A 23,857-nucleotide genomic window follows, 5' to 3' on the forward strand; every position below is an offset into this window, starting at 1 on the left:
CCTGCAAATTCTGCCTCGTCATCAGTAAGAATCGCAAGCAATGAGCCCATTACGGGTATGGGATGGTACGGGTTTCTGAATGACTCGACTTGTCCCGATGGCGCTCAGGCACCCCCGTATCGTCGGATGCGGGGTATTTTGACTATGAAACGGCCTTCTGTTTATCTTTCACATCATCCACGATTGCTCGTAGCTCAGCAACGTCGTTGATGGCATCGTCAGGCGTTGGCACTCCGAAATTCCGCAGTGATGATCGGTCGTGGGCAGTCGTGATGTCGCAGCACCGCTTGAACAGCTTCTGTAGCCGATCGCAATGGTCTATGGTGATTGCAGTGACTTTCTTCAGATTGCCGAGACTGATATAGTCCTGATGACGTGTGACGATGCCGAGGAAGAATTTTTCCTCGACGGCACGTTCAACCGTAGCTCGCAGATCGCTATATACCGCACAGATAGCCTTTTCATACTCGTCATCGTTGTGAGCATCGAAGTAACTTCGCGCAGCTCTTGAACGTTTCTCCAATTCGTCAATTCGTGGTAACGTTTTCTGTGCAATCCATGGTAGCCCGTCGTTAACAAATCCGCAGCTATCTCGGTTCGATTGCACACGTTGCAGGACAATCGGAACGTCATTCTGTTCCGCCCCACTGCACAAGTCGTGCAAGAACACAATGTCGTGCGTGAACACGACAACTTGTCGATCGGCAGCTTCTGCGATCAGTCGATTGGCGAAGCAACTTCGCCAATGGTGATCAAGGGACGTTACGGGGTCATCAAAAACTACGGTCGATTTGCATGTCTCAGTTGCCAATTCAGACAGAAAACCCGCGAGCGCAATACAACGATGTTCTCCCTCGGACACAACGGTTCCGATATCTGCTTTGCTCGCGCCGACCAGTTGGACACGATAGTACGATGAACCGAACTCCCCAGCAGTGGCGACCAATTCTACATTTAATCGCCGAACGCCTTGCTGCATCTTTTTGACTTCAGTGGCGAATGCATCACGCAAATGATCGGTAACATACTCTTTAGCCAGTTCTTTGCTCTTGGCCGTGACGCTATTGGTGCGAGTTTCCTTACTTGCTTTCTTCAGGCATTCCACCTGAGCCAACCGGTCCACATGCTCTTTCACATCCCCAAGTACCGTAGCCAGCCACTCGCGTGCCTTCAGTTCTGCCAGATCATTTTCAAGACGCTGTCGTTCCGCGAGGTCTGCCGATTTTTCGACGTCTGTCGCTTGTTTTTGGGTGGACGATACCAGTGCTGAAAGTTTTTCATTGACTTCACCGAGCGGACCTGGAATGGCAAATGTCCATATTCCGGATTCGTGTGCTTGTGCGATTGCGCGTAACCGTCGTATCAGTGTTGCAAGTTGTTGCCGTACTGAAGGTAGTAGGTCTTTGCCGCTCGATTCCACATCCTTCAACTGCTCACGCAGGGCATCGCCAAGTATTCCAAGTTCTCTGACCTTCTGCACGGCTTTCTGGATAGCATCCTTTGCCGTCGTGGCTTGACGGGCACTGTCATCGCGCACGAACTGCTCGAACCTACTGAGGCGATCCTTGGCGTCGTCCTGAAGTGGCTGTTGGCACAACACGCAAACAGCATCTTCACTATCGGTAACCGGAAAGTCCCCGTCGGGGAACGAGACGGCGGAGTAATTCCGTGCCGCTTCCCACAGTTGACGCCAGACCGGCTCGCCGATCTTCGTCAATGGATCATCGGCGAAGTTTGTTTGAGCCGCCACTTGCGCTGCTTTGGCTTTTGTTGTCGAATCCTCGGCCAGAGCCTTTATCGCGACGACCGCTTCGTCGGACAGTGCTTCCGTCGCCGCTTGAAGTGAAGCACGAAGGGATTCGATGCGTCCGGCTCGCGTTCTCAGCTCCTTTGCCAGTTTCTGCGGGTCAGCCGCCAATTGAACCGGGATATCCTTGAGTTTTTGCAATTCCGCGTCGCTGAGCGCTGCCAGCAAGTCGAGCCCCTCGACGGATGTTGTCGATTTCAATCCACGGAGCATGACTCCAACCTTCGTGGAGCCTGTCGCATGAGTTGACTTGAGAAACTGCGGGCTGTTCGCTTCAAGCTGCTTTCTCTCTGAGTCGAGTTTCTCCTGGACCGCCTTGCATCCCGTGGCCAGGGACGGCAACACATCAAGACCGAAGGGTGTGAAGGCGATATCGTTCTTGCCGCGAACGTGAACAGACGCGCAATCGGAATCGAAAAAGCTGACTGATCCCAGCAGGTCAACCGCGCGCTGCCCATCGATCCATTGCTCCGGCGGTTGCTCGACGTCATCCACGGCGTATGTAATTACGGCACTCGCAGGGCCACTGGCCGAATCATGCAACACGTTTGGTAAGATCGCGCCTCCTTTGTTTCGTGCCCTGCAGGCCCGACGAAGCACTCGTCCATAGCCGCTCTTGCCCGAGCCGTTGTAGCCGAAAATGACCGTCAACCCGCTTGGGGCAAATGGCAGCGACTGCTTGGAGTCGATCGCATTCACGTTCTCCGCATCCGAGACGGAACAAAGCGTTACCTTGCGGGACGCGTTCGCTCCGGTCGGCAGGTGCTCGGAGGTAAGCGGTTCGAGTTCGGGCGCACTCTCTTCACTCAGACCGTGGGAAGCACGACAGGCTGCCGTCAATTCATCAACGTCGATGGCGGTCAGATTCCCCTTTTCGATGATCCGACGAAGTCCGTCACGTTGCCAATCGGGTAAGTCCTGCGACCAAGCAAGTACGTCATCGTGAATGCCAGTGTGGGCTTTAGACTTGGGTGGCATGGCTTTAGGCTTGGGTGGCATACTTGGCGGTCTCCTGAAATCTTACAATGAATTGTTCTGGCATTAACATCACAAACGCCGGAACTCAGTGGGACGCTGGCTGCCATTCAATCAGTTCATTCCCTCGACGCGACGGCAGCATTCTCAATGCTTCTTATCCTTCGGGGGATTCGGATCGTTGCCGTAGCTGTCCGAATCTCGAATCTGGCCGTTCGGCCGGTGAATGACCAATTCCGTCTTTTCTTGCTTAGCGAGTTGCTTACCGGCCGCAATGGCATCGGCCTGCGTCGGGTGCAGTGAAGACGCTCGTTGAGCGTCTTCACGCTTCAGTGCCCAACCTTCTGCCTGCGGGACAACGTGATAATCCTTCTTTGTCATGATCACACCTTCGGAAGCGAGAGGGTTTCCGCCTTGCGATCCAACGATGGATCGCCACAACGGAACGAAGTTCAACTGCAACGAATATACCGAAATTGCCAGAGAGTTCAACCCCAGCGAACAGGAATCTTGTGGAGACGAACTCGATCGGATAGACTGCCCATATGGAAAAAGGTTCGCAACCAATCGATTTACACTCCAAGGAGTCGGCGATGTCCCTTGCACGTCGCATCCAGGAAGCCCGCAAGCAAGCGAGCCTCACGCTGGATCAATTGGCCGTTCAGGCTGGGGTGTCGAAGACCTATATCTGGGAACTCGAAAACGATGATAAAGAGGAAAAAAAACCATCAGCCGACGTTCTGCTCAGAATCGCGAATGCCTTGAAGACGACCATTGCCGAGTTGCTTGGACTTCCAACCGTTCAAGCCGATGGCCGGAAGGTCGAAATCAGCAAGTCGTTACTTGAATTTTGCGACTGGATGGAGAAGACCGACCGAAAATTGTCCGACGACGAAATTCGCGACCTAGCAACGATGCGGTTTCGCGGCGGTCAACCCAAATCCCTCGACGATTGGGATGACCTGTATCGCACACTCAAGAGAACGACGAAGAGGTAGTACGATGCCACCCGGCCACCGCCAAGCCTTCCATGAACATGTGCAGGCCATTATCGACGAAACCGGACAGGAAGACCCCTTCGAGGCCGTTCGAGTGAAGGCGCGTCGTGTCATCACGGACTACGTCACGATTTTCGGTGAGCAACCTCCGTTTAATCTCAAGGCCGTTGCGAGTGTACGTGGTCTGCACTGGTCGGACGACGACCCGCGTTTCAGTCCAGATTCCGAAATCGCTCCAGAGGCCGACGGGCGAGTCGTCCTTCGAGTCAACAAGTCGCGGCCGGAGTCTCGCCAACGATTCAGCATCGGTCACGAGATCGGACACACCCTGTTTCCGGAATACCAACTGGCCGTCCGTTGTCGAAAGGGCGTTGATCGCAATTGGGCGTCATCCGAAGACCTGCTCGAAACGCTGTGCGACGTCGCGGCATCAGAGCTGATGTTTCCCGATCCGTGGTTTCGGAATCGGATCGATTCTCTTGAACTGTCGGCGGCGAAAATCGCTGAGCTTGCCAGCGACTACCTTGCTTCTCGTGATGCCACGGTTCGCCGTTTAGTCGAGTTGCACCCAGAACCGATGGCGGCGGTGTTCTTCAGTTGGAAGCTGAAGCCCACCGAACAACGACTCGCGAGTCGCAATCGACGTCAGAAGCCTTTGTTCGGCGAGCCATTGCCGATGCCGTCGCCGATGCTGAGGGTGGACTATGCGATCTTGAACGCCGCGTTCGAGAGAGTCGGAACGTCGCACATCCCTAAGGACAAGTCGGTGCCCAGCGAAGGGCCGATCCATGCCGCTTCCGTTACTCATACCGTCCAGGACGGGGAATGCCGTCTCGACCTCGGCACGCTTCACGGACGGTTCGGCATTCATGCGTTGCCTGTGTTCACTTCCGAGGCAACAACCGGTCCTGACAGCGCATCAAACGTCGTTGCGATTCTTCGTCCGCTGTGATACCCGTTTATGTCAATGTTCGATTCCACGAAAATCTGTGAGCCTTTTGACGTGATCAGCACCTGTCACACCAAACGAGAGACAATTACCCCGAAAGCCAAATGATGATTCAGCCAACCCGCCTTCTCATTCGGCTCACGCCCGGACCCCTTCGGCCAAAGCTCGGAGTCTCGACGCTCAACGAATTGCGTGGCGGACCGGAGACGTTGTTACGATGGCTGGAAACGCAATTGGGACTGCCGACATTCGAAGCACATCGCGCGAGCCATGTGACGGAATATGCAACGGTATTGGAAAAGATTACTGATTCGGTGATCTCACAAAGTTTACAAACCGATCGCTGGGCGACCGCATCAGAGTTGTTGTCTCGACGTGACGAATTGCTACTGAGCGGATGGGATCAGAAGCACTGCGACACATTGCCCGAGGTAGTACGAGACCTTGCGGTAGCGGCGGATGAGCACCGGTTTGTTTTCCCAAGTGTTTCGGACCGATTGCAATCGGTACTGAATGCGTTGGATGACGGTCAAAGTCTGCCCCAGCATATTTGTATATTGGCCGATTCTGCCGATCGATGGCCTGTGCGGTGGCAACGTGTCTTGTCACGTCTGACGATCCAGCCCATCGACGAACCCGCACTGCATGGTTCTGAAGGTAGATCGCTGCATCAGGCTCAGTCGATTGTTCGCGGCGGAGCGATTGAGACGATCCAGTTAGATGATAGCCTTCGCTACGTTCACACCTTGAGCCAGTCAGCGGCGATTGAATTCATAGCTGCGACGTTATTAGAGAACAAGGCCGAGCTGAATCGCACCGTCATCGTTTGCGAAGACGACTGTCTCGCCATGCAGTTAGACGGATGTTTGGCCCGCTATGGATTGCCGACAATGGGCGCATCCGTCAGCTCACCGGCTCATCCGGTCCTTCAAGTATTGCCCCTATGTTTGACGCTTTGCTGGGAACCCGTAGATCCGCAATCGCTGCTTGATTTTTTGACGCTACCCATCTGCCCGATACCGCGTCAAGCGGCAGTTGCATTGGCAGAGGCATTGACTAATGAGCCGGGCCTTGGAAGCGGGGCATGGGAGAAAACTTTCCATTCACTTTGTAGTGAAGAAAACGACCCCGAAGGTAGGCTCCGCGAACGACTGGATGCTTGGTTATTTTGCAATCGCGTGAAACGCGACGCTATGATTTCTTCGCGTTTGGTTCGCGATCGCTGTGCTTTGGTGGCCAAATGGGCCAGCGGTCGAGCCATATTGATGGCCAAAGAAGACGAAACGCAGGAGTTACTCATCCATGCGTTGCATGTCGCGGCGGGCCAGGCATCGTTGTTGAGTGAACTGGCGGAAAGCCAGGGGAATGAATTATCGCAACCTCAGTTATCGCGGTTGCTCGAAGAAGCACTATCGGCAGGAGTAGAGTCGGTCGGTAGCATTCAGGCCGATGGAGGCCCCATTCACGCCCGTTCGCTTGCCGAGATTACGGACTCTTGCCATCGAGTGATCTGGCTTGGTCTTGGTACAGGTGACGCGAGGGCATGTCGTTGGTCAGCAGACCAGTTGGAGTCCTTGAGAGAGTCGGATATCCAGATTGATGATGGCACGCACGCATTGACTTCACTGCGTACAGCCGAAGCTCGTGGATTGTGTTTTGTGGAAGACGCATTGCTTGCGGTTCTGCTTCCTCAGGACGTTGAGAAACGCTGGCACCCAATATGGCTGGCCATTCGGACTGCGTTTTCGGAAACTGCTCGCGATAACCCGCCAGTGCTGGAAAATCTGATCCAAGCGGGTGACGTTTCATCGCTCTCGCCATTTACGTTTGGGATTGAATCCAAATCTGTGCAGGCTCCGCAGGGCCTTCGCCCGGTTTGGGATTTACCGGTCGATCTGTTGAAGGATCGAGAAACAGTTTCAGCGACCGAGCTTCAAGATCGGTTGGCGTGTCCGTTGAAATGGGTGTTCAACTATCAGGCGAAGCTTCGCTCCAGTTCAATCGCTCAATTGCCCAATGACTTTCAGCTCAAAGGGAGCTTCTGTCACAAGGTGCTCGAACACGTCTTTGGCAACGGTGATGAACTGTCTTCGGTGGAAGATGCCGTCGCGCGTGTCGAGCGAGTGTTTGATGAACGTTTGCCGCTTGACGCGGCTCCTTTTGCGCAGCCGGACAAATATCTCGATCGGCAAAGACTTCGGAAGGAATTGTCTCATGCGACACGGGTACTGGTCAGTACGCTAAAAAGTGGCGGCTATCGCATCAAAGGATTGGAGGTTGAAGTCCGTGGAGAAGCTTTTGACAAGCCATTCGTTGGCTCGATTGATTGTCTCGCCGAACGCGATGGTGGCGAGGAGGCCATTATCGATTTCAAGTACGGCGGCAAGAAGTACGAAAAGTGGATCGCGGACGGAAAAGCCGTTCAGCTTGCAACGTATGCGTACAGCCGATCGAAAGAAGCGGGACGATTCCCAGCGGTTGCTTACTTGGTGTTGGCTGACGGATTGTTCTACACACCGTCTGGCGGCCCCGTTCAAGGCGATGACAACCGAACGGTAGTGGAAGGGCCGAGTATCCAAGCGGTTTGGAGTGAGTTTGAGACAGCGATCTCAGGTGCGGAGTCATGGCTGACCGAAGATGGATGCGTCCCGGCGAGACCACTTCAAACACTTGAAGACTGGCCGGTAGGAACGCGAATTGTGCTTGAAACGAACTTGAAGTCGACCGATTGCCAATCGGTTTGCAAGTATTGCGAGTACCAACATTTATGCGGCTTACGACAACTCCTATGACAAACATCCTCGAAGTCGTTCGCGCTGGCGCGGGCTCCGGCAAAACATATGACCTTTGCACTACCGTAGCGGCGGCTGTTGCTGATGGTCTTGATCCTGCACGTATTCTCGCAACGACGTTCACCAAGAAGGCTGCTGCCGAGCTGAAGGGACGCGTTCAGGCGAAGTTGCTCGAAGGCAATGGCCATGCTCATGCCGATCGTCTTGAGCTGGCCGCGATCGGGACGGTTCATAGCGTCGCGCATCATTTGATTCGCCGATACTCCATCGAGATGGGATTATCGCCTCGGTTGGAAGTGTTTGAGGAAGGCGGCAATCAAGTGCTGAGTGATTTGCTTGGCGGGATTCCGTTGGAGCGGTGGGAAGCACTTTCATCATCGGCGAACAGGCTGGGCGTCACCGATTTGTCCGCAAGGATTCTTGGCCTATTAGGTGCAAAACGAGGCAATCGAATTTTAGACGCTGTGTTCAAAGCTCAGATGGCAGGAAGTGCGAATCGTGTTTGCGAACTCTTAGCCCCAGACGGCCCGTCAGCAGATGAGACGCCAATCAACATGCTATTTGATCTGGCGGATAGGGCACTTGCCGACATCGAAGCAATCACGACCGACACACAAAAGAACACGGCCGAAGCAAAGCAAAAGCTGCGATCTCTGCGATCCGGCAAAGGATCACTTTGGGGAACGTATCTTGATGCCGGCAAGATCGCTGCAGGTAAGTCGTCGGGTGCCGATGCTTGCTTGGATGAGTTGCGTCTACACGCGGCTGAAGTTCGTCGGAATCCAAAGCTTCATGCCGACATGAAAGAGTTTTCCCGCTTACTCACAGAAGAGACCATCGCACTGGATTCTCAGTTCGTTGCTTATAAGGCCGAACGAGGACTGGTCGACTTCACTGATCTGGAGACGTTGCTACTTGAACTGCTGAACAATCAGAAGCTTGCTGCTCGACTCTCGAAGGATTACGACCTCGTTTTGGTGGACGAGTTCCAGGACACCAATCCGCTTCAACTTGCGATTTTCCAAGGCTTGCGAGCGTTGGTCACTCGGAATCGATGGGTCGGTGATTCGCGGCAAGCCATCTACGGTTTCCGAGACACTGACCCGCGACTGGTCAGTGAGGTTTGGGATCGTGTTCCTGAAAAGGATCGCTCGACACTGCCGAACAATCATCGGAGCCAAAAGGGTTTGGTGCAGTTGGTTGGTAAGCTCTTTTCGCCACACTTTGATGAAGACCCAACACAGATCCCGCAAAAGCCATCTATGCCTCAAGGCGTTGAACGCTGGCTATTTGATTCAAAAAATAATCCTGATGAAGCCTGTGCGTTGGGTTGTGGGATCGCTCAGTTGCATGCCGAGGGCGTTCGTTTCGGCGACATTGCCGTCCTAGAACGTGGCAACGCTCAATTGAAGTCTCTGGCCAACGCCTTTGATGATCTTGGTATTCCATATCTGATCGAAAGCCCCGGCTTATTCTCGACTCGTGAGGGAGAATTGCTGCTTGCGGGAATGCGTTTGGTGGCCAATCGAAATGATTCCCTTGCCGCAGCCACTGTTCTGCATTTATTGAGCGATCCTTCAGACGCAACGCCGTCTTGGATCGTCGATCGATTAAAGTGCCTTGCAGAGGCTCCCTTGGATGAAGCGACGGGCAGCCCAATGTTCGAGCTTCCGTGGGAGGCCGATCCGACGCTTACACCGCTTGAGGCAATTGACAAACACAGCCTGTCGCCATCGCTGGTGGTTCAGCAAGTGATCGAAGCACTTGCGTTACCCAAGCACGTTCACGCGTGGGGAAATTCCGCCCGACGCTGCTCGAACCTTGATTCAGTAACACGTCACGCTCGCGACTACGAGGCATTGGCATTCAGTGGCGATGGCAGTGCAACACTGAGCGGATTGATTCTACATTTTGAACAACTGGCTGCTGATGAAGCGGATCTGCGTTTCACGTCTCAAGGCCACGATGCGGTCACACTGATGACCTATCACGGAGCAAAAGGGCTTGAATGGCCTGTCGTCGTACTGAGCGGCTTGGATTCGGAACGTGATCCAGATATGTGGAAGCCCGTAGTGCGTAGTGCAACGTTTGCGGACGACCCACTACTGAATCGCGAATTGCGGTCTTGGATTTGGCCGTACGGTGAATCGGCTGGACCCTACGGCGGACGTAAAGCAGACAAGATACTTGAGAGTGCAGCCCTTGCTACACCTGAGGGAGTCGATCAGGGAGTTCGCGAAAGTGATGAAACCCTCCGTTTGCTCTACGTCGGATGCACCCGCGCAAAACAAAAGCTTGTCTTCGCTCACCGCCACGGAAAATGCAAATGGCTTGGGAAGCTGTCCTGTGCCAATGATCTGCTTAATCCCTCATTAGGTGAAGGCGAGCATGCCATCGAGGGTATCGACACGACCCTCGTGATTCGTCATCTCTCGCATGATGCCTTGGATGACTCCCGCATCGAAACCCACGATCACCAGATTTGGTTCGCGGATAGGGCAAACAGTGACGGTGCGTCACCGATTTTCCGTTTTCATCCACCCAGCTCGGCTGAGCGTCCGGGCGAGCATTTCACGTTTGAATGCACAACGCTTCCCGGTGAATCGTTCTTTCCCGGGAAAGTCGATGAAACCGAGTTTGCAATGATTGGGGGTGCCGTTCACGGCTACTTGGCGGCTCTTCCGTCGCTTGCGACTGCGGATGAATCAAGAAAGACCGCCGTTGCGGAACGATGCCTCTCCGCATTTTCGGTAACGGGCATTATCCCCGCATCCGTTCTGGTCGCTTCTGGCGACCGCTTTGTCGATTGGGTCGAAGCAACATACCCAGGTGCGACATGGCATGCAGAAGTCGCAGTCAGCGGGCCAAGAGACGGAGGCGGTCAGTGGGACGGTGCCATCGACCTGATTCTTAAATTAGCGACCGGACAACTCGTCGTCGTTGACCATAAAAGCTCGCCCATCCGGCGGGACAGTTGTGAAACAAAAGCTGCCGAATACGTCGGTCAACTGCTGGCGTATGAGGAGATGCTAAAAGGGGCAGGTGCTACCGTTGTTGGAAAGTGGATTCACTTTCCACTCGCAGGCGTCGTGGTTTCCTGTAACGACTAAAGTCTCCTATGACTGAGTGCCTGTGTCGCAGACCAGAGGATCGTAAATAATGTATCGAGACTGATTGTTTATCGTTTTGTGATAGACTTATTAAGCTGCGAGGCCATTTACCGTCGCCGTCGGAGTGTTTCGTCGCGGGGGTTCGCTAGAACTCGCCCCCCCGACGAAATGCGACAAAGGCAGAGGTAGATTCAGGCCATTTACTTGAACCTGAGGTGGCTTTTTGAGCGGGGTTCTTTGAAAAAACAGGACCGCAGGTCTCGATTGGTCCTGTCCCTGACCATACGGGCAGGGACAGGTGATCCACCCGTCTGGCCTCACGCCGGGCTTTGCCCGTCATTTTTCCATGCACGCTCACGCAGGATACGTTCAGAGAATGGTCCCGGAGGCGTGCCGGGTGAATTCGGTGGATCGGCTTCGTGCAATGCTGCCTGTTCCAGGCGTTTGCGAATCCTTGCCGTCACTGGCTCCTCTGCGGCGATGCGTTTGGGTTCCGTGCGACCCGTTTGGGTATCGACGCTATGGGCAGCCGTAAGTTCCTTGATTTGGCAGGCCAGTTCGCTTGATGATGGGCCTTTGGTTGCATCATTCGGATTGTCTCGTTTGGACAATGCGGCCTTTAGCTTGTCTCGCAGTCTGGTCAGGTCATTTAGATACTCGTCGTGGGAGAACGTCTCCCCGAGTTTGCCCTGGTAGTCGGACAATTGGGACGTATAGATCGCGACATCGTCAGACAAGCGTGCGGCTTCTGTGTTGTACGATGATGACAGTCGTTCAAGGGCGTTGAGCACGGCGCGCGGTCCCTGATGCTCTTTGGACAAACCTGATATGCGTGTCATTGCCCCTTCAAGATAAACATCCGGCGGGGTGAGCGGATGGATTATGAGGCCATACTGCAATCCCTTGAACTTTCCAATGGGAACGCGTGTGGATTCGCGTGTGTGGTTTGGCAGGGATTCGAGCTTGCTTCCAAGCACGGCCGAGACATCTTCTTTTGACCATGCGGTGCTGCCGATGGTGATGCGTGTGCCTGCATGTGCCTCAATCGTCTCAGCGTCGGCATCCATCTTTGCGACCCGCTCATTCATTGCGGTTATCTTTTCCGGGAGGTCACGAACGGCGAGGCGTGCCACATATTGTTCGTCGAGATGGTTCTTCTTCAGCAGGCCAAGGCGTTTGAGTTCAGCGTCGGCTTCAGCAAGGGTAAGCACAGCCGGATTGCCCGATGCGATGGCTTTGACTTCCGCATAGGACAATTCCTGGCTGCCAATGTCTTCGGCGCTTCGCGACACGTTATCGCCGGTGATGACCTGACCGATGAAGCGGGCCTTGGTCTCCAGTGCCTGCCACATATAAGCATCGAACGAGCCTTCCGTGACATAGCGGTAAATGGCAACCTCTTTATTCAGGTTGCCCTGGCGCAGGATGCGGCCATCACGCTGTTCGACCTCGGCAGGTTTCCATGGGGCGTCCAGGTGATGCAAGGCGACCAATCGTTTTTGGACGTTGGTGCCGGTGCCCATTTTCTGAGTTGAGCCGATGAGGACGCGAACCGTACCGTTGCGGACCTTTTCAAAGAGGGCCTGTTTCTTGGCGTCGCTTTCGGCCTCGCCGATTGAGGCAATTTCACTGGAGGGAATGCCTCTTTCGGCCAGCTTTTTCAGCACCTGCGAATATGGCGAGTAACCCCAGTCGTTTGGATTGACGCCAAAATCAGAAAAGATGAGTTGGGTGCCGCGTGTGTCTTTGGTGCGCTCCCAGACTGCGACCACATTATCGACAAGTTTGTTGATCTTGGATTCAGGGAAATCGGGAGCGTCGGCTGCAAGCATGCGGGCGTCTGTCGCCAGTTTCCTGCCATCGGTGGTGATGGCCAGGGCGTTGTCGATGCGCGGATCAATCTTTTGCGACCGGAGGCGTTCATAACGCTCGACCAGTTCCTGCTGGAGGCTGAACTGCTCGTCGGACATGGGGGATGCCACAATGTGCGGCTTGCCACCTTCGAGTTTCGGACATGGTAGGTTCAGCATCGTGGCGGTCTGGACGTCGGCAAAGGCACGAAACATTTGCTGGAGTTCCGGCAGGTTTGTGAATTTCGCAAACCGCGAACGCTGGCGAAGCCCTGAGCCGTCAGGGGCGATCTCCATCGTGTCGACTACTTCGCCGAAGGTGGCTGCCCAAGCATCAAAATGCTCTATGCCACGGCTGCGCAGTCCTTCCGGATCGAGGAAACGTTGCATCGTGTACATCTCGACCATGGTGTTGGAGATAGGAGTTCCCGTCGCAAACGTCACACCATGGCCGCGATGCTGCTTACCGAGATAGCGTGCTTTCATATAAACATCAAATGCTCGCTCAGAACCGCCGGTCTGGATACCTGCGACACGGTCCATCTTGGTTGCGGTCTCAAGGTTCTTAAAATAATGCGCTTCGTCGATGAACACATGGTCGACGCCGAGTTCGTCAAAAACGAGCCCGTCGTCTTTCTTATCGCTTGCCAGGAGGTTTGTGAGTTTTTCCTCACGGGCAGCTTTTTGCTTTTCGATGGATTTGATGACATTGCGATTTGATCCACGCTCGGCTGCATGCTCGATCAATAGCTGGTCGTACTCAGCAATCTGTTCGCGCAGGAATTGCTCCTGGTATTCCTTCGACATGCCGATTCGCTCAAAGCTGCTATGGGTGACGATGATCCCGTCCCATTGGCCGCTGGCGATTTTCGCGGTCAGGAACTTGCGGCGATCGCGTGACAAATCTTCTTTGCTTGCCACGAGCAGCTTCGCATTGGGGTAGAGCTGCATGAACTCACGGGCGAACTGTTCCAGCAGGTGATTGGGCACCACATACATCGGTTTATGTACAAGCCCGGCCTGTTTCATTTTCATACCGGTGGCTGCCATGGTGAACGTCTTGCCTGCACCGACGACATGCGCGAGCAAAGTGTTTCCCGAACTCATGCCCCGCCAGACGGCGTCCTTCTGATGAGGACGAAGCGATAGCGCATCGTTCATGCCGGGGAAGTCGAGATGCGAGCCATCGAACAGGCGTGGGCGCAAATTGTTGTACGTGTCGTTGTAAATGCGAACCAACCGCTCCGTCCTGTCAGGATCGACGAATACGAACGCGCGAAAACGTTCCTTGATCTTCTTCTGTTTTTCGCGTGCCGCCATGGTGGCTTCCTGGTTGACCACTCGTTCCTGCCGGTCACCATGGTCGATTGTGTCGTAAATAGTCGGTGACTTCATGTTGAGGGCGAGTTCTAAAAGCCAGGTACCGTTGGCTCGCTTGGTGCCAAAATCCGATGTGGCTGCTACCGAGACCTTGGCCGAATAGTCCGGCTCCAGACTCCACAATGCGTCTTTCTTAAGATGACTTACCGGCACGCAGGCAGGTGAGACTTTGAATAGCTGTCCGGCGAAATCCTGGATGTCAGTCACCGGAATCCAAGGTGCTCCGAGATTGGCATCAATGTCGCCGGGAAGCACGTCTGGTGGCTGCACATTTTCCAGACGAACGGCGTTCCTTGCAAACTCAGGGACTGATGCTTTCGCGATGGCCAGTTTTGCGCGAACATTTCCGGAGAGGTACGCATCGGCTGTTTCCCACCGGCCTGACTCAGGATCGCAGAATATGAGATCACCAAGTTCGCTTAACACCTCGTCTTCGCTTTTGCCGTATAGGCGGGAGATCAGGGCCAGGTCGACGATGCCTGTCTGGTTCAGCGAGACCAGCAATCCTTCTTCGGCATTGGTGACACTCGTGATGGGAGACAGTTTTCCCACCACATCCTTTTCCATGATGGCCGATTTGGTCGCCGCGCCGGTGATTTCGTCATAGTCCTCAAGCGACATGACGAGCATGGCGTCAGGGTCTTCCTTGAACTTCACAATGTTCGGCATCCGCCGGACAACGCTACCGTCTTTGGTTTCCGAAAACGTGGTCTTGTTGATGGGACCGTATGAGGAGACGAACCGGTCATAAGATCGGTTGAGTTCCTGCCTTGCCTTATGTCGATGGTCGTCGGGCCAGCCTTCATTTTGGGATTGGAGGACGCGGCGTGCTTTGTCGCGCAGTTCAATCAGGGCTGCTAAGCGTTTGCCGGTCATGGTGCCGCCGCTTTGAAGCTCCTTGCCGCCATAGACCACTTTCTGGCTTTGGCCGCCCTCGATCTGGTAGATGGCTTTGTCATCGCCGATGAAAAAGCTGCCCTCAAAGATATGCTTCTCTGATGGAGGAGGGACGAACGTCGGTGCTGTTACGGTTTGTGCATTGCTGCCTTTTGCAGTCTCGAACTGTGGTAGTCGCGAAATGGCCTGATGAAGTTTGGGTTGCAGGTCGCCTGTGCCTTTGACGCTGTAACCTTGCCCGCCATAGAGCGTGTCTTTGCGGCTCCAGTCGCCCAGCACCATTTCGGGATGGTTCAGGAAGTAGCGGTTAACCGGAACCTCTGCGCCATCAATCGCGAGCGGTGCGATGCCCAGCCATTCGGGATCGACGTGGTGGGCAGGCTCGCCTGCCGCCCGCTTGCGAAGAAAGATGATGTCGGTCACCACGGCGGTTCCTTCCCGCTTGAAGGCATCGGAGGGAAGGCGAATGGCCCCGACAAAATCGGCAGCATCTGCAAGATGTTCCCTGATGGCGGCGTTTTGCTTGTCGAGCGTGTAGTGGGATGTGACCAGCGCCATCACGCCGCCGGGCTTTAATGCGTCGATGGATTTGGCAAAGAAATAATCATGCAGCGAATATTTCTGGCCATGGTAATTGAGCTTCACATCGGCAAAGGGGACATTGCCTACGACCGCATCAAGCTGTCCCTCGGGAAGCTTCGTGTCCCGGAAATTCTCAATACGAATGTCATGCTGAGGGTAGATCGACCGGGCGATCCGCCCGGAGATGGAATCCAGTTCCACTCCGATGAAGCGGTTGCCGCGTGCTGCCCGCCCAAGGAAATTACCGACACCGCATCCCGGTTCCAGGATGGTTGCATCACTGGGGGCACCGAGTCTGGTGATGGCGTCATGAATCCCGTCGATAACAATATGAGATGTGTAGAAGGCGTTGTAGGTGGTACGCCGTGCGCTGTCATACTCTTCGGGGTTCAGGAGTGACCGCAGTTCTTCACCGACTGACTTCCAGCGGTCGTCCTTATATTTTCCGGTCACCGGGTCCGGGAAAATGGACAAGGCCACCGGCCCGAATCCGGAAAACCGGCTAAGCACCTGTTTTTCCTCGTCGGTCGCGGGTCTGCTCGCCTGCTCAATCGCCTTCAACGTGCGGATCGCGGCCAGGATGTCGCGAGCCTTTGCCATCTCGCCGCCTGCCATCCGCGATGGTTCTTCAACGGGTGGCGGTGGCTTTCCAACTGAATCTGGAATTGCCGGTTCAGGCGGTACAAAAGAGGATGCTGCTGCGTCGGATGTAGTCTGCCCGGCACGCGGGCTGACGGCAGGATCGGGCTTATCGCTGGACGGTACGGGCGGCGGCCGTACCGGTTGGTCGAAGAGCGATGGCTGCTTGCTTCGCTTGATTACCCGCGAGACAAAGGACTGCTTAGCGATGCCATTATCTGGTCGAGCGACAGTTCGTCCTCCTCGCCTTTCGGATTCACGGGCGGCATGCGATCCTGCATCTCCGTGATCGCCATCTCCGTCGCCTGCGAAGAGATTAAGCTGGCCTCCATTTGTGGCTGCTCGCTTGCCAGATCCCGGCTGATTTCCTCGTGGCTGGCTTTCAGTTCCCGGGCGATGGTTTCCATCGTCGTCAGGAGTTTGCGTTCCCGTTTCAGCTTCTCGTGCATCTGCGGGCGCTGCTCGATCAGTTCCATTGCGATCGTTTTGTACTGCATGGCTGCTGTTCTCCTCGCGTTTGGTTGGTGCCGATGCTGGCGGCTCGGCTGTGATGGTTCCAGTAGACTTTGATGCTTCCGTTTCGTCCAGCGGAAATAATGTGGGGTGACGCCCTTTGGGCGGCCGCCGCTTCATGTCACGCATCCGCCAGGCAGATGAAATCGCCTGTAGTTTTCGGTTGTTGGCCGCTGCTGGCCAGTAGAATAGCACGACGTTGCGTAAAAGTCCGTTCGATCAATATCATCTTCATCTCCTGTGCTTAAATCGGAATTTCCTGACTGTTTTCAATGCCTTTGGCCTCGCGAAGCATGGCCCGCACCTCTTGATACAGCCGCTCGGATTCAACGCGGAGACTATGTTCATTGTCGGGGCGCACAGGATGGACCCACACCATGTCCCGAGGATTCCAGCGGAATCCGTATTCCTTCATGCGGGTGAGCACTTCGTTTGCGGGCTTTTCCTCAAACTTGATCATCATCAACCGGTCTTGCTTGCTCTCGAAAAGCCGAACCCCGGCTTGCACATCGCCAGCAATGGCAAACGGGTCTGAGGCGATCAGTGGTCTGCGTTCCCGCCGAACCCTCTCGGCAAAGCTCATGGGATTGCTGTAGCGGGCTGCATCCTGATCAACCTGTGATGCAGTAGTAGCAACCGGCGAATCATCGGTGCGATCCTTTGATTGGGTTTTGCTGCCGGTTTCGTCTTGTGTGTCTGTCATGTGATCCTCCATGATCTGCAAGGTTATTCGTTAACCTTTATTAACGACATTAGCACGAATTAATCCTTTTGCGCAAGAGGCTGAGTGCGGGTTTCAGCGTTTTAATGCACCGCAAAGCCGCAGAAACCCTAGGTTATTGTGCTGTGCAAAACTGGAAAGCGGCAGCTTTACAAATGCTTATCCCATATACGGCTGGCACGTTCCATGCGCGGCAAACCGTTAACATCTTTACCAGTTAATAGCGGCGGAAACGGCTTCAGACGTCTGTTTGCTGTTCCGCGCAACATGTGGCCCAGGCAAAATGGCACGGTTTCCGACAGGCATGTTGACTGTCGATGCGGCGCAAAATAAACAACCCTTGATCTCTCAGCTTGGCGATGCCGAAGTGCAACGCCAGTGGAAGGCACGCGGCCTTGGATTCGACCTGCCGTTTTCAGTGCGGTCATTGTGCGGACAGTTCCTGCTGGGCGAATCTTCTTCGCTGGACTTTGGCGAAGGGCTCAAACGGTCCGTCGCCGACACGCTGCTGGGTGAGGGGTTGGCCTGGGCACGTGGCTCGGGGCGACAAGACGGCTATTGAACTTTTTCTGACCGGAATCCGTGGCTGGGAAGCAGGGCTGAGACGGCATTTCCCTGAGAAATCAAAGCAATAGTGAATCAAATGGGATCGCTGGTGTCTGGAAAACTCTTCGAGGTTGTCGCAACTCGACTCATGTGGTCATTGAATGCAGAGCCTTATGTACCAATATGTTGCGGCGAATCGTGGTCATCGTGATTCAACGTTGGAACACTGATTTCGATGAAAAACTGGCACACAAGCCAGGCAAGAAGAAACGCCCTGAGAGGCGAACCGGTGTCGTCGGGTGATTCTCATAGTCCGGTGTCAGGTCGAATTGCCTCTGGCTGCCGGAAGACTTCAACTGAGGGAAAAGCGTGCAGCAGTGTCAAACGCCCATTTAATGTGGATAGCCTGTAACAATTCCAGCAAATCAGAACGAACGACTATGTGTCACTTCGAGTCACGAATTCATGATCTAGGCCATGCCGCACAATTCTCAGGGAATTACCGCGAAATGATAAAGAGCTGCCCGATACTGTGCAGATACTGAATGGGAAAAAAGCAGGTTCTTTTAGAACGGCATCCAATTGTAACATGTCCCTATTGGTCGCGAACACAGCAGCTTCGCACAATAGCGATACCAGGTTGGGGTCTGCGATATCGGCAATCACCTGTTTTTCGTAGCACCCTTTGTCTTCAGAATCTTTCAAAACATTCCACGCCACGAAAGAACGAATGGCGAAACGACCGTACCGACTGACAGTCTGTCGGTCGCCGTACTGTTCCTTGAGGCGGTTAATGATCTGTGTCTGGGTCACTTGATCCTGCAAGGCCAACAAGCGGCCAGTCTGGCGGGCTACATTGAACCAGAACGGATAGACCGCCGAGATCATCCCCCAGTGAACTGCCAAGGCCATCGACGGGTTTTCCCGTAGAAACGCCAGCGAGGCATCCCGGAATGGAATCAGTTCAGGGTCTGGAGAGACCCATATTCTCATCAAATTGTTGACGACAAAGGTTCGGGTCTGGTCGCTTCGTTCGCCTTCGGTGCCGTTGCCTTTTCTGTCCGAGAGGAACTCATGTATCTCCTGGCGGATGGTTTTGGCGTCGAGTCCTGCCAGGAGCAGATTGGCTGCTTTCTGCATCCACTCGAAACGAATCGCTTGCTTGATGCCAATGGCTTCGTGCCTTTTGCCCATCACCGTGTCCTCCTTTCAAACTTCACCAGGGGCACGATGACTTCTTCAATGGCTATACCGCCGTGACCTACGATGACCTCTCCTGGGCTGACAAACGCGTCGTGGCCACTGGCCACCAGAGGGAAATAGTCCGCTGGCAATCCAAGCGGCGGCCACTCGTGAGCAAATGGGAATGCCCCAGCCACCTGAGCGCGGAGTTCCGGCGTGGGGTACACACGAACCCGCTCGCCGCGGGTTTCGGCAATCACACCCTCAGATGGGCGGCCTTTGCCGTCGCATTGGATGTTGCCGTGATCAGCCGTCAGCCAGACCTCATAGCCGTATTCCAACAGTTGGCCGACCAGAGCGGCCAGGAACCCACCCTGGCACCATTGCTTGATCTGGTTGTGCATCCCGGCCGAGCCGAGTTGCATGCCGTGCATGATCTTGTCGACCTTGTCCACGACCAGTCCCACCACCTTGGTCTTCCCGGGGTGGATTGAGGCGTCGAGTACACTGGATGCATCGCCGTCGCCAAGGCCGCGCTGGTAAGCGACATCCAGCCGGGAAAGGCCATGGCCTTCCCAGAACTGCTTCCAGAGTTTCTCTTCGCTGTTGGTTGAGTTGATGGATGACGGGAAATAGAGCGGCGGCTTGCCCGAGAAGATCGATTGCCGCGATACCGAGGTCAGCGTCGGAATCCAGGCGAAGGTCGCGGATTCGCGCATGACCAGTTTGGCGTCCTGCTTTTGCAGAAGCTGGCGGATGGTCACCCACTGGTCCAGGGCTAGGCCATCGACCACGATCAGCGCAGCACGGCTGCTACCGGAGTCCTCGATATCCCGAGCCAGGCGACGCGGCACATGGTGCAGCATGGCCGGATTGGTTGGCGGCAAGTTGATCAGACTGGAGTAGTGGTCCAGCAGCCAACCGGTAAAGGTCGTATTCAGTGCATTGCCGATTTCTCTGAGCCGGGTCTGATGTTCGGTGCTGTTGCCGCAATGAACCAGCGATGACAGTTCGGCCCATTTCAACGCAAAGGCGGTCCAGTCAGAGTAACGCGCTTCCGCAGCGGGCAGCTCCTTCTCGACAACGCGAAACAAACGAGAGACCCGAAGCCCGTCATCGTCCACGCCGGACGTGGCGATACCGCTCCGAACCCAGGACCCGGCATCCACTTCAATGCCTTTGGCCTCGACAGGGGTGAGTTTCCCCTCCAGGAACAGGTTGTCGATATAGACCTTGATGTCCTGGTGGTCGAACGGCAAGCGATCAGGGCCGGGATACTTGAGGCCGTATTCCAGCGAATCTTCCCGTACCTGATTAGCGCTACCGAGCCTGGAAAGAAAGAGCGGCCAGCGTTCCTGCAAAAAGGCGAAGAAGGCCTCATCGTCCGGAACGATTTCAGAGAGCGGCCAGGTATTGCACACATCGTGCCCTTTGAGAACCTGGATGAGCCGCTCGGCCAGCATCAGCGGGAGCTGAAGCTTGCCGTAGTGCAGGCGAAGCAATGCGCGTAGCAGCTCCACCTCGTTGGCAATCAGTTCTGCGGCAATGCCGAACACATGACGGAGAATGAAATCCTTGGTGGCGTTGTCGCCCATGCGATCCGGCGACGACTTGCGCTGGGCCTCGAATAGCGCGTCCAGCAGGCTCCGGTCGAGCTTCTCAATGACCGGGTAGCTCAGGTTGGGAAAGAGCTCCCCGAGGTTGAACGACAGCTTCCGGCCAGCCTGGAGCAGGTCGTAAGGCAAGAATTCCAGCTCCGCATCCTGCAAGCGGAGGACCACCACCAGATCGGTGTGCTCACCTAGGTCCCAGATCGAACGGTACTTGGACTCATAGGCGTATCTGAATTCGACCGGGTCACTGAACTCGATCAGGTCGAACCCGCGCCCGCGAAGCTCCAATGCCAGCTTCTCCTCGGTCAACAGGCAATCCGGGTCCGCGACCAGGGTCAGCTTGCTGATGTTGGGTACAAAGTCGTTCAGGATGGCGTCTCGCCAACTACTCATTGAGCGCCTCCTTTGATAACCCGCAGCATCAGCAGTGGCCGGATCTCTGGCACGATCTGCCGCGCCGATTGCAGTTCATGTCGCCATTCGGATTCGTCTGCGTCGCAACGGGACAGTCTGAATTGCCGCACCTCCGGCAGCCCAACCCGTTCGATGGCTTTGCGGCGTGAAGCAAAGGAAACAATTCCGCGTTCCTCCTCGCGAGCCACAGATGCGAGGTGCGCCTGCTGCAAGGCGTCGAACAGCTCCTGTCCGGCCTGCTCGGCTGCTTCCTGCAAACGCTCATGGGCGGCAGCGGATTCATCCTGGCCGATGGTGGTCTGCACTTGGGCTTCCGCCGTCTGCAGCGCATCCCAGATATGCCGGGCCGTGGGCAGAAACAGTTTGCCTTCCTCACTCAGGAACACGCTGACATAGCCCCGCCGCACCATGGGGATGCGCAGGAGTTGTGTCTTCTGGTGCATCCCGGCCTGAAGGCGGATCTCAAAGAGCCCCCAGAGCCCGGAGATGCTGGCTGGCAGCCCGCTCACGGTTACGCAAGGCAAAGGTTGGCCAGCCGCGATCTGTGGCAGGTTCAAGGCCAGCCCACGGACGCGGTTGTTTTCAAGATTGAGCAATGTCGCGTCGGTCAGACGATCCGCTTCCCGGGCGTTGAACACGGCTTTGCGATGTTCCTGGCCGTCTGGCCAATTCAGATCCCACCAGGAGCGTTTACGGCTGGCTGTGCCGCCGTGAGAATTGAGATAGCCCACTGTCATCCGCTCCACCCAGTGGGGCAGCGGATGCGAGCGCAGACGCTCAGCCGCCTGCACATCCGGTTCTTCGGAGATGCCATAGATGGCGGAGGACTCGCGCACCTGCTGAATCTCATCGCGAATCCGGGCCACAGTGTGATCGACGGAGGTTTCGATACCGTCAGGATTAAGGATGGCCGAGGTGAACACATCCTCGAACAACTCACCGGCCTGAGCGGAGTCGAGCACGTCGCCGGTCTTGTCGATGCCGAATTCTTCGTAGATCACCGAGAGCTTCTGCTCCAGCACTTCGCGCACGCGGAACTCGACTGAATCTTCAAAAACGAAATTGATCGCCTGTACGGTTTTTGGCTGGCCGATACGGTCCACACGACCAATTCGCTGCTCCAGCCGCATGGGGTTCCAGGGGATGTCATAGTTGATGATGACGTGGGCGAATTGCAGGTTCAGACCCTCACCGCCCGCGTCGGTGGAAACCAGCACGCGGTGCGATCTGCGGAAGGCATCCTGGGCCTGCTTGCGTTCCTCCATATCCATGGAGCCGTTTAGGGTGACGACAGAGATTCCCCGGGCTTCCAGAAACTCCTTCAGCATCTGCTGGGTCGGCACGAACTCGGTGAAGATCAAGACCTTCAGGTCCGGCTCGTTTTCCTGGGCTTGCAGCTCGTAGATCCACTCGATCAAAGCCTCGGCTTTGGCGTCCGGTCCAGCTTGTTCGCAACAAACCGCCGCATCGAGCAGGGTCTCCACATGACGGCCTTCGCTCTGCAGAGCAGACACATGAGATTTCAGCAGCTCGTCGAGCAACTCCTGGCCGTCCATGTCGTACAACTCGGCTATTTCATCGTCTGGGCTTTCCAATCCCTCCGCGCCATTCTCAAGTTCCGCCAGGCGGAGGCTGGCTTGTTGCTCGCCATCCTTGAGTGCGGCGAGTCGCCGTTCCAGCGTGGTGCGGATCGCCCGGGTGCTCGAGACCACCAGCCGTTGCATCAGGATCATCAGAAAGCCGATGTGACGTTTCTTCTCGCGCAGGGCCTGGTTGTAGCCCTCGCGCACATAATCGGTCACCGCCTCGTAGAGAAGCTGCTGCAGGTGATGGCGGCTCTCCCAGGCCACCGGGGCCATCTGCGTGCGCCGGGGTTTAAAGAGCGGCTTGCCGTCGGCATCAATGGCCTTGCGTTTCTCGGTACGGATAACATACGGAGCCACCCGGTCGCGGGAGACGCTATCCATATCCGGGAAGGCGTCGCCATCCAGCAGATTCATCAGGCGATGGAAGGCATCGGTCTTACCCTGGTGGGGCGTAGCCGAAAGCAGCAGTACATAGGGTGCGGCCTCCGCCAGCCCCTTGCCGAGTTTGTAGCGGGCGACCTGGTCAGTGCTGCCGCCCAGGCGGTGCGCTTCGTCCACCACAACCAGATCCCAACCGGCGGTAATCAGATCCTCGAACCGCCTGCGGTTGTATTCGGCAACGCGCTCGGCGGTCCAGCCGCGTCGCTTGTCCATGGGCTTGACGGAGTCGAGCGAGACAATCACCTGATCGAACATCGACCAGGCTGAGCTCCGGTGGTCCGCGCTTTTATCAAAATTGGGAGCCAGGCGCTGCAAGGTGCTGATGTCGTCGCCCAAAACGAGCTGGAACTGTTCGTTGAAATGGGTCTGCATTTCCGCCACCCATTGGGTAGCGATTCCCTTCGGCGAGACGACCAATGTCCGACGCACCAGTCCGCGCAGCTTGAGCTCGCGCATGACCAGACCGGCCTCGATGGTCTTACCGAGACCCACCTCGTCGGCCAACAGGTAGCGCACGCGGTCGCCAGAGATGGCCCGGGACAAGGCGTGGATCTGGTGTGGCAGCGGGATGACGTTGGACTCCATGGGAGCCAGAAGCACATGAGTATCGGTGACGCTGGTGGAGCCTTCGAGCACCTCGGCCACCTTGGCTGCGGCGGCCACATACGCAATGCGTGCCGCCTCGATCTCCGGCTGTAAGTCGGCACTCAGCGGCCGCAAGGCAGAGCGGGGTACGCGCACCACCGCGTCCTGGTTCGGCAACCAGATACGGCAAACCGTTTGCCCCCACAACGTTTGTTCCTCGATGACCTTGCAGGCGCTGTTATGAACAGTGCTGTATTGCCACACATCCTGCATCGGC

General features: G+C 55.7%; 13 protein-coding genes. 5 read left to right on the top strand and 8 right to left on the bottom strand.

The window, feature by feature from the left end:
* Positions 1 to 142: 142 nt before the first annotated feature.
* Positions 143 to 2,806 carry an AAA family ATPase gene (locus SH527x_RS07010; protein WP_437193940.1) on the bottom strand — a complete coding sequence of 888 codons (2,664 nt, stop codon included), beginning with the start codon at positions 2,804 to 2,806 and terminating at the stop codon, positions 143 to 145.
* Positions 2,807 to 2,929: 123 nt separating this feature from the next.
* Positions 2,930 to 3,163, bottom strand: coding sequence for a DUF2188 domain-containing protein (locus SH527x_RS07015; protein WP_437193941.1), 234 nt, complete (start codon positions 3,161 to 3,163; stop codon positions 2,930 to 2,932).
* Positions 3,164 to 3,375: 212 nt separating this feature from the next.
* Between SH527x_RS07015 and SH527x_RS07020 the strand changes: the two genes are divergently transcribed.
* The 4 genes from SH527x_RS07020 to SH527x_RS07035 all read left to right on the top strand — a co-directional run bounded on the left by SH527x_RS07020 (position 3,376) and on the right by SH527x_RS07035 (position 10,631).
* Positions 3,376 to 3,780: a helix-turn-helix domain-containing protein gene (locus SH527x_RS07020; protein WP_437193942.1), complete on the top strand. Its 405-nt coding sequence runs from the start codon at positions 3,376 to 3,378 to the stop codon at positions 3,778 to 3,780.
* Between the two features lie 4 nt (positions 3,781 to 3,784).
* Positions 3,785 to 4,732, top strand: a complete 948-nt coding sequence (locus SH527x_RS07025) for an ImmA/IrrE family metallo-endopeptidase (protein ID WP_437193943.1) — start codon at positions 3,785 to 3,787, stop codon at positions 4,730 to 4,732.
* 101 nt (positions 4,733 to 4,833) lie between these two features.
* Complete coding sequence (locus SH527x_RS07030; protein ID WP_437193944.1) at positions 4,834 to 7,521, top strand: PD-(D/E)XK nuclease family protein; 2,688 nt, start codon at positions 4,834 to 4,836, stop codon at positions 7,519 to 7,521.
* Positions 7,518 to 10,631 carry a UvrD-helicase domain-containing protein gene (locus SH527x_RS07035; protein WP_437193945.1) on the top strand — a complete coding sequence of 1,038 codons (3,114 nt, stop codon included), beginning with the start codon at positions 7,518 to 7,520 and terminating at the stop codon, positions 10,629 to 10,631. The genes SH527x_RS07030 and SH527x_RS07035 overlap by 4 nt, the downstream gene beginning before the upstream one ends.
* Positions 10,632 to 10,948: 317 nt before the next feature.
* On the opposite strand, the gene SH527x_RS07040 is transcribed toward SH527x_RS07035, so the two are convergent.
* From SH527x_RS07040 to SH527x_RS07050, 3 genes are all read right to left on the bottom strand, one after another.
* Complete coding sequence (locus SH527x_RS07040) at positions 10,949 to 15,955, bottom strand: DEAD/DEAH box helicase family protein (RefSeq protein WP_437193946.1); 5,007 nt, start codon at positions 15,953 to 15,955, stop codon at positions 10,949 to 10,951.
* A gap of 203 nt (positions 15,956 to 16,158) precedes the next feature.
* Complete coding sequence (locus SH527x_RS07045) at positions 16,159 to 16,476, bottom strand: hypothetical protein (RefSeq protein WP_437193947.1); 318 nt, start codon at positions 16,474 to 16,476, stop codon at positions 16,159 to 16,161.
* A gap of 260 nt (positions 16,477 to 16,736) precedes the next feature.
* Positions 16,737 to 17,195 carry a hypothetical protein gene (locus tag SH527x_RS07050; RefSeq protein WP_437193948.1) on the bottom strand — a complete coding sequence of 153 codons (459 nt, stop codon included), beginning with the start codon at positions 17,193 to 17,195 and terminating at the stop codon, positions 16,737 to 16,739.
* A gap of 322 nt (positions 17,196 to 17,517) precedes the next feature.
* Here SH527x_RS07050 and SH527x_RS07055 point away from each other — a divergent pair, with 322 nt between their 5' ends.
* Positions 17,518 to 17,775 (top strand): hypothetical protein, encoded by a 258-nt coding sequence (locus tag SH527x_RS07055; RefSeq protein WP_437193949.1) that lies wholly within the window; start codon positions 17,518 to 17,520, stop codon positions 17,773 to 17,775.
* Positions 17,776 to 18,197: 422 nt separating this feature from the next.
* Here the strand turns inward: SH527x_RS07055 and SH527x_RS07060 are convergent, their stop codons facing one another.
* Genes SH527x_RS07060 through SH527x_RS07070 form a run of 3 tightly spaced genes read right to left on the bottom strand, consistent with a single transcriptional unit; the run spans position 18,198 to position 23,853 of the window.
* On the bottom strand, positions 18,198 to 18,953 hold the full coding sequence (locus SH527x_RS07060) for a hypothetical protein (protein WP_437193950.1): 756 nt from the start codon (positions 18,951 to 18,953) through the stop codon (positions 18,198 to 18,200).
* On the bottom strand, positions 18,953 to 20,947 hold the full coding sequence (gene pglZ, locus SH527x_RS07065) for a BREX-3 system phosphatase PglZ (protein ID WP_437193951.1): 1,995 nt from the start codon (positions 20,945 to 20,947) through the stop codon (positions 18,953 to 18,955). Before pglZ ends, SH527x_RS07060 begins: the two co-directional genes overlap by 1 nt.
* Positions 20,944 to 23,853, bottom strand: coding sequence for a DEAD/DEAH box helicase (locus tag SH527x_RS07070; protein ID WP_437194599.1), 2,910 nt, complete (start codon positions 23,851 to 23,853; stop codon positions 20,944 to 20,946). The genes pglZ and SH527x_RS07070 overlap by 4 nt, the downstream gene beginning before the upstream one ends.
* Between the last annotated feature and the right edge of the window lie 4 nt (positions 23,854 to 23,857).

The organism is Planctomicrobium limosum, from assembly GCF_051465645.1.
Lineage (GTDB): Bacteria > Planctomycetota > Planctomycetia > Planctomycetales > Planctomycetaceae > Planctomicrobium.

What these genes read in the sequence shown, in the direction of transcription:
- SH527x_RS07010 (WP_437193940.1), bottom strand. Translation starts at nt 2,806, where the DNA reads ATGCCACCCAAGCCTAAAGCCATGCCACCCAAGTCTAAAGCCCACACT.
- SH527x_RS07015 (WP_437193941.1), bottom strand. Translation starts at nt 3,163, where the DNA reads ATGACAAAGAAGGATTATCACGTTGTCCCGCAGGCAGAAGGTTGGGCA.
- SH527x_RS07020 (WP_437193942.1), top strand. Translation starts at nt 3,376, where the DNA reads ATGTCCCTTGCACGTCGCATCCAGGAAGCCCGCAAGCAAGCGAGCCTC.
- SH527x_RS07025 (WP_437193943.1), top strand. Translation starts at nt 3,785, where the DNA reads ATGCCACCCGGCCACCGCCAAGCCTTCCATGAACATGTGCAGGCCATT.
- SH527x_RS07030 (WP_437193944.1), top strand. Translation starts at nt 4,834, where the DNA reads ATGATGATTCAGCCAACCCGCCTTCTCATTCGGCTCACGCCCGGACCC.
- SH527x_RS07035 (WP_437193945.1), top strand. Translation starts at nt 7,518, where the DNA reads ATGACAAACATCCTCGAAGTCGTTCGCGCTGGCGCGGGCTCCGGCAAA.
- SH527x_RS07040 (WP_437193946.1), bottom strand. Translation starts at nt 15,955, where the DNA reads ATGGCAGGCGGCGAGATGGCAAAGGCTCGCGACATCCTGGCCGCGATC.
- SH527x_RS07045 (WP_437193947.1), bottom strand. Translation starts at nt 16,476, where the DNA reads ATGCAGTACAAAACGATCGCAATGGAACTGATCGAGCAGCGCCCGCAG.
- SH527x_RS07050 (WP_437193948.1), bottom strand. Translation starts at nt 17,195, where the DNA reads ATGACAGACACACAAGACGAAACCGGCAGCAAAACCCAATCAAAGGAT.
- SH527x_RS07055 (WP_437193949.1), top strand. Translation starts at nt 17,518, where the DNA reads ATGTTGACTGTCGATGCGGCGCAAAATAAACAACCCTTGATCTCTCAG.
- SH527x_RS07060 (WP_437193950.1), bottom strand. Translation starts at nt 18,953, where the DNA reads ATGGGCAAAAGGCACGAAGCCATTGGCATCAAGCAAGCGATTCGTTTC.
- pglZ (WP_437193951.1), bottom strand. Translation starts at nt 20,947, where the DNA reads ATGAGTAGTTGGCGAGACGCCATCCTGAACGACTTTGTACCCAACATC.
- SH527x_RS07070 (WP_437194599.1), bottom strand. Translation starts at nt 23,853, where the DNA reads ATGCAGGATGTGTGGCAATACAGCACTGTTCATAACAGCGCCTGCAAG.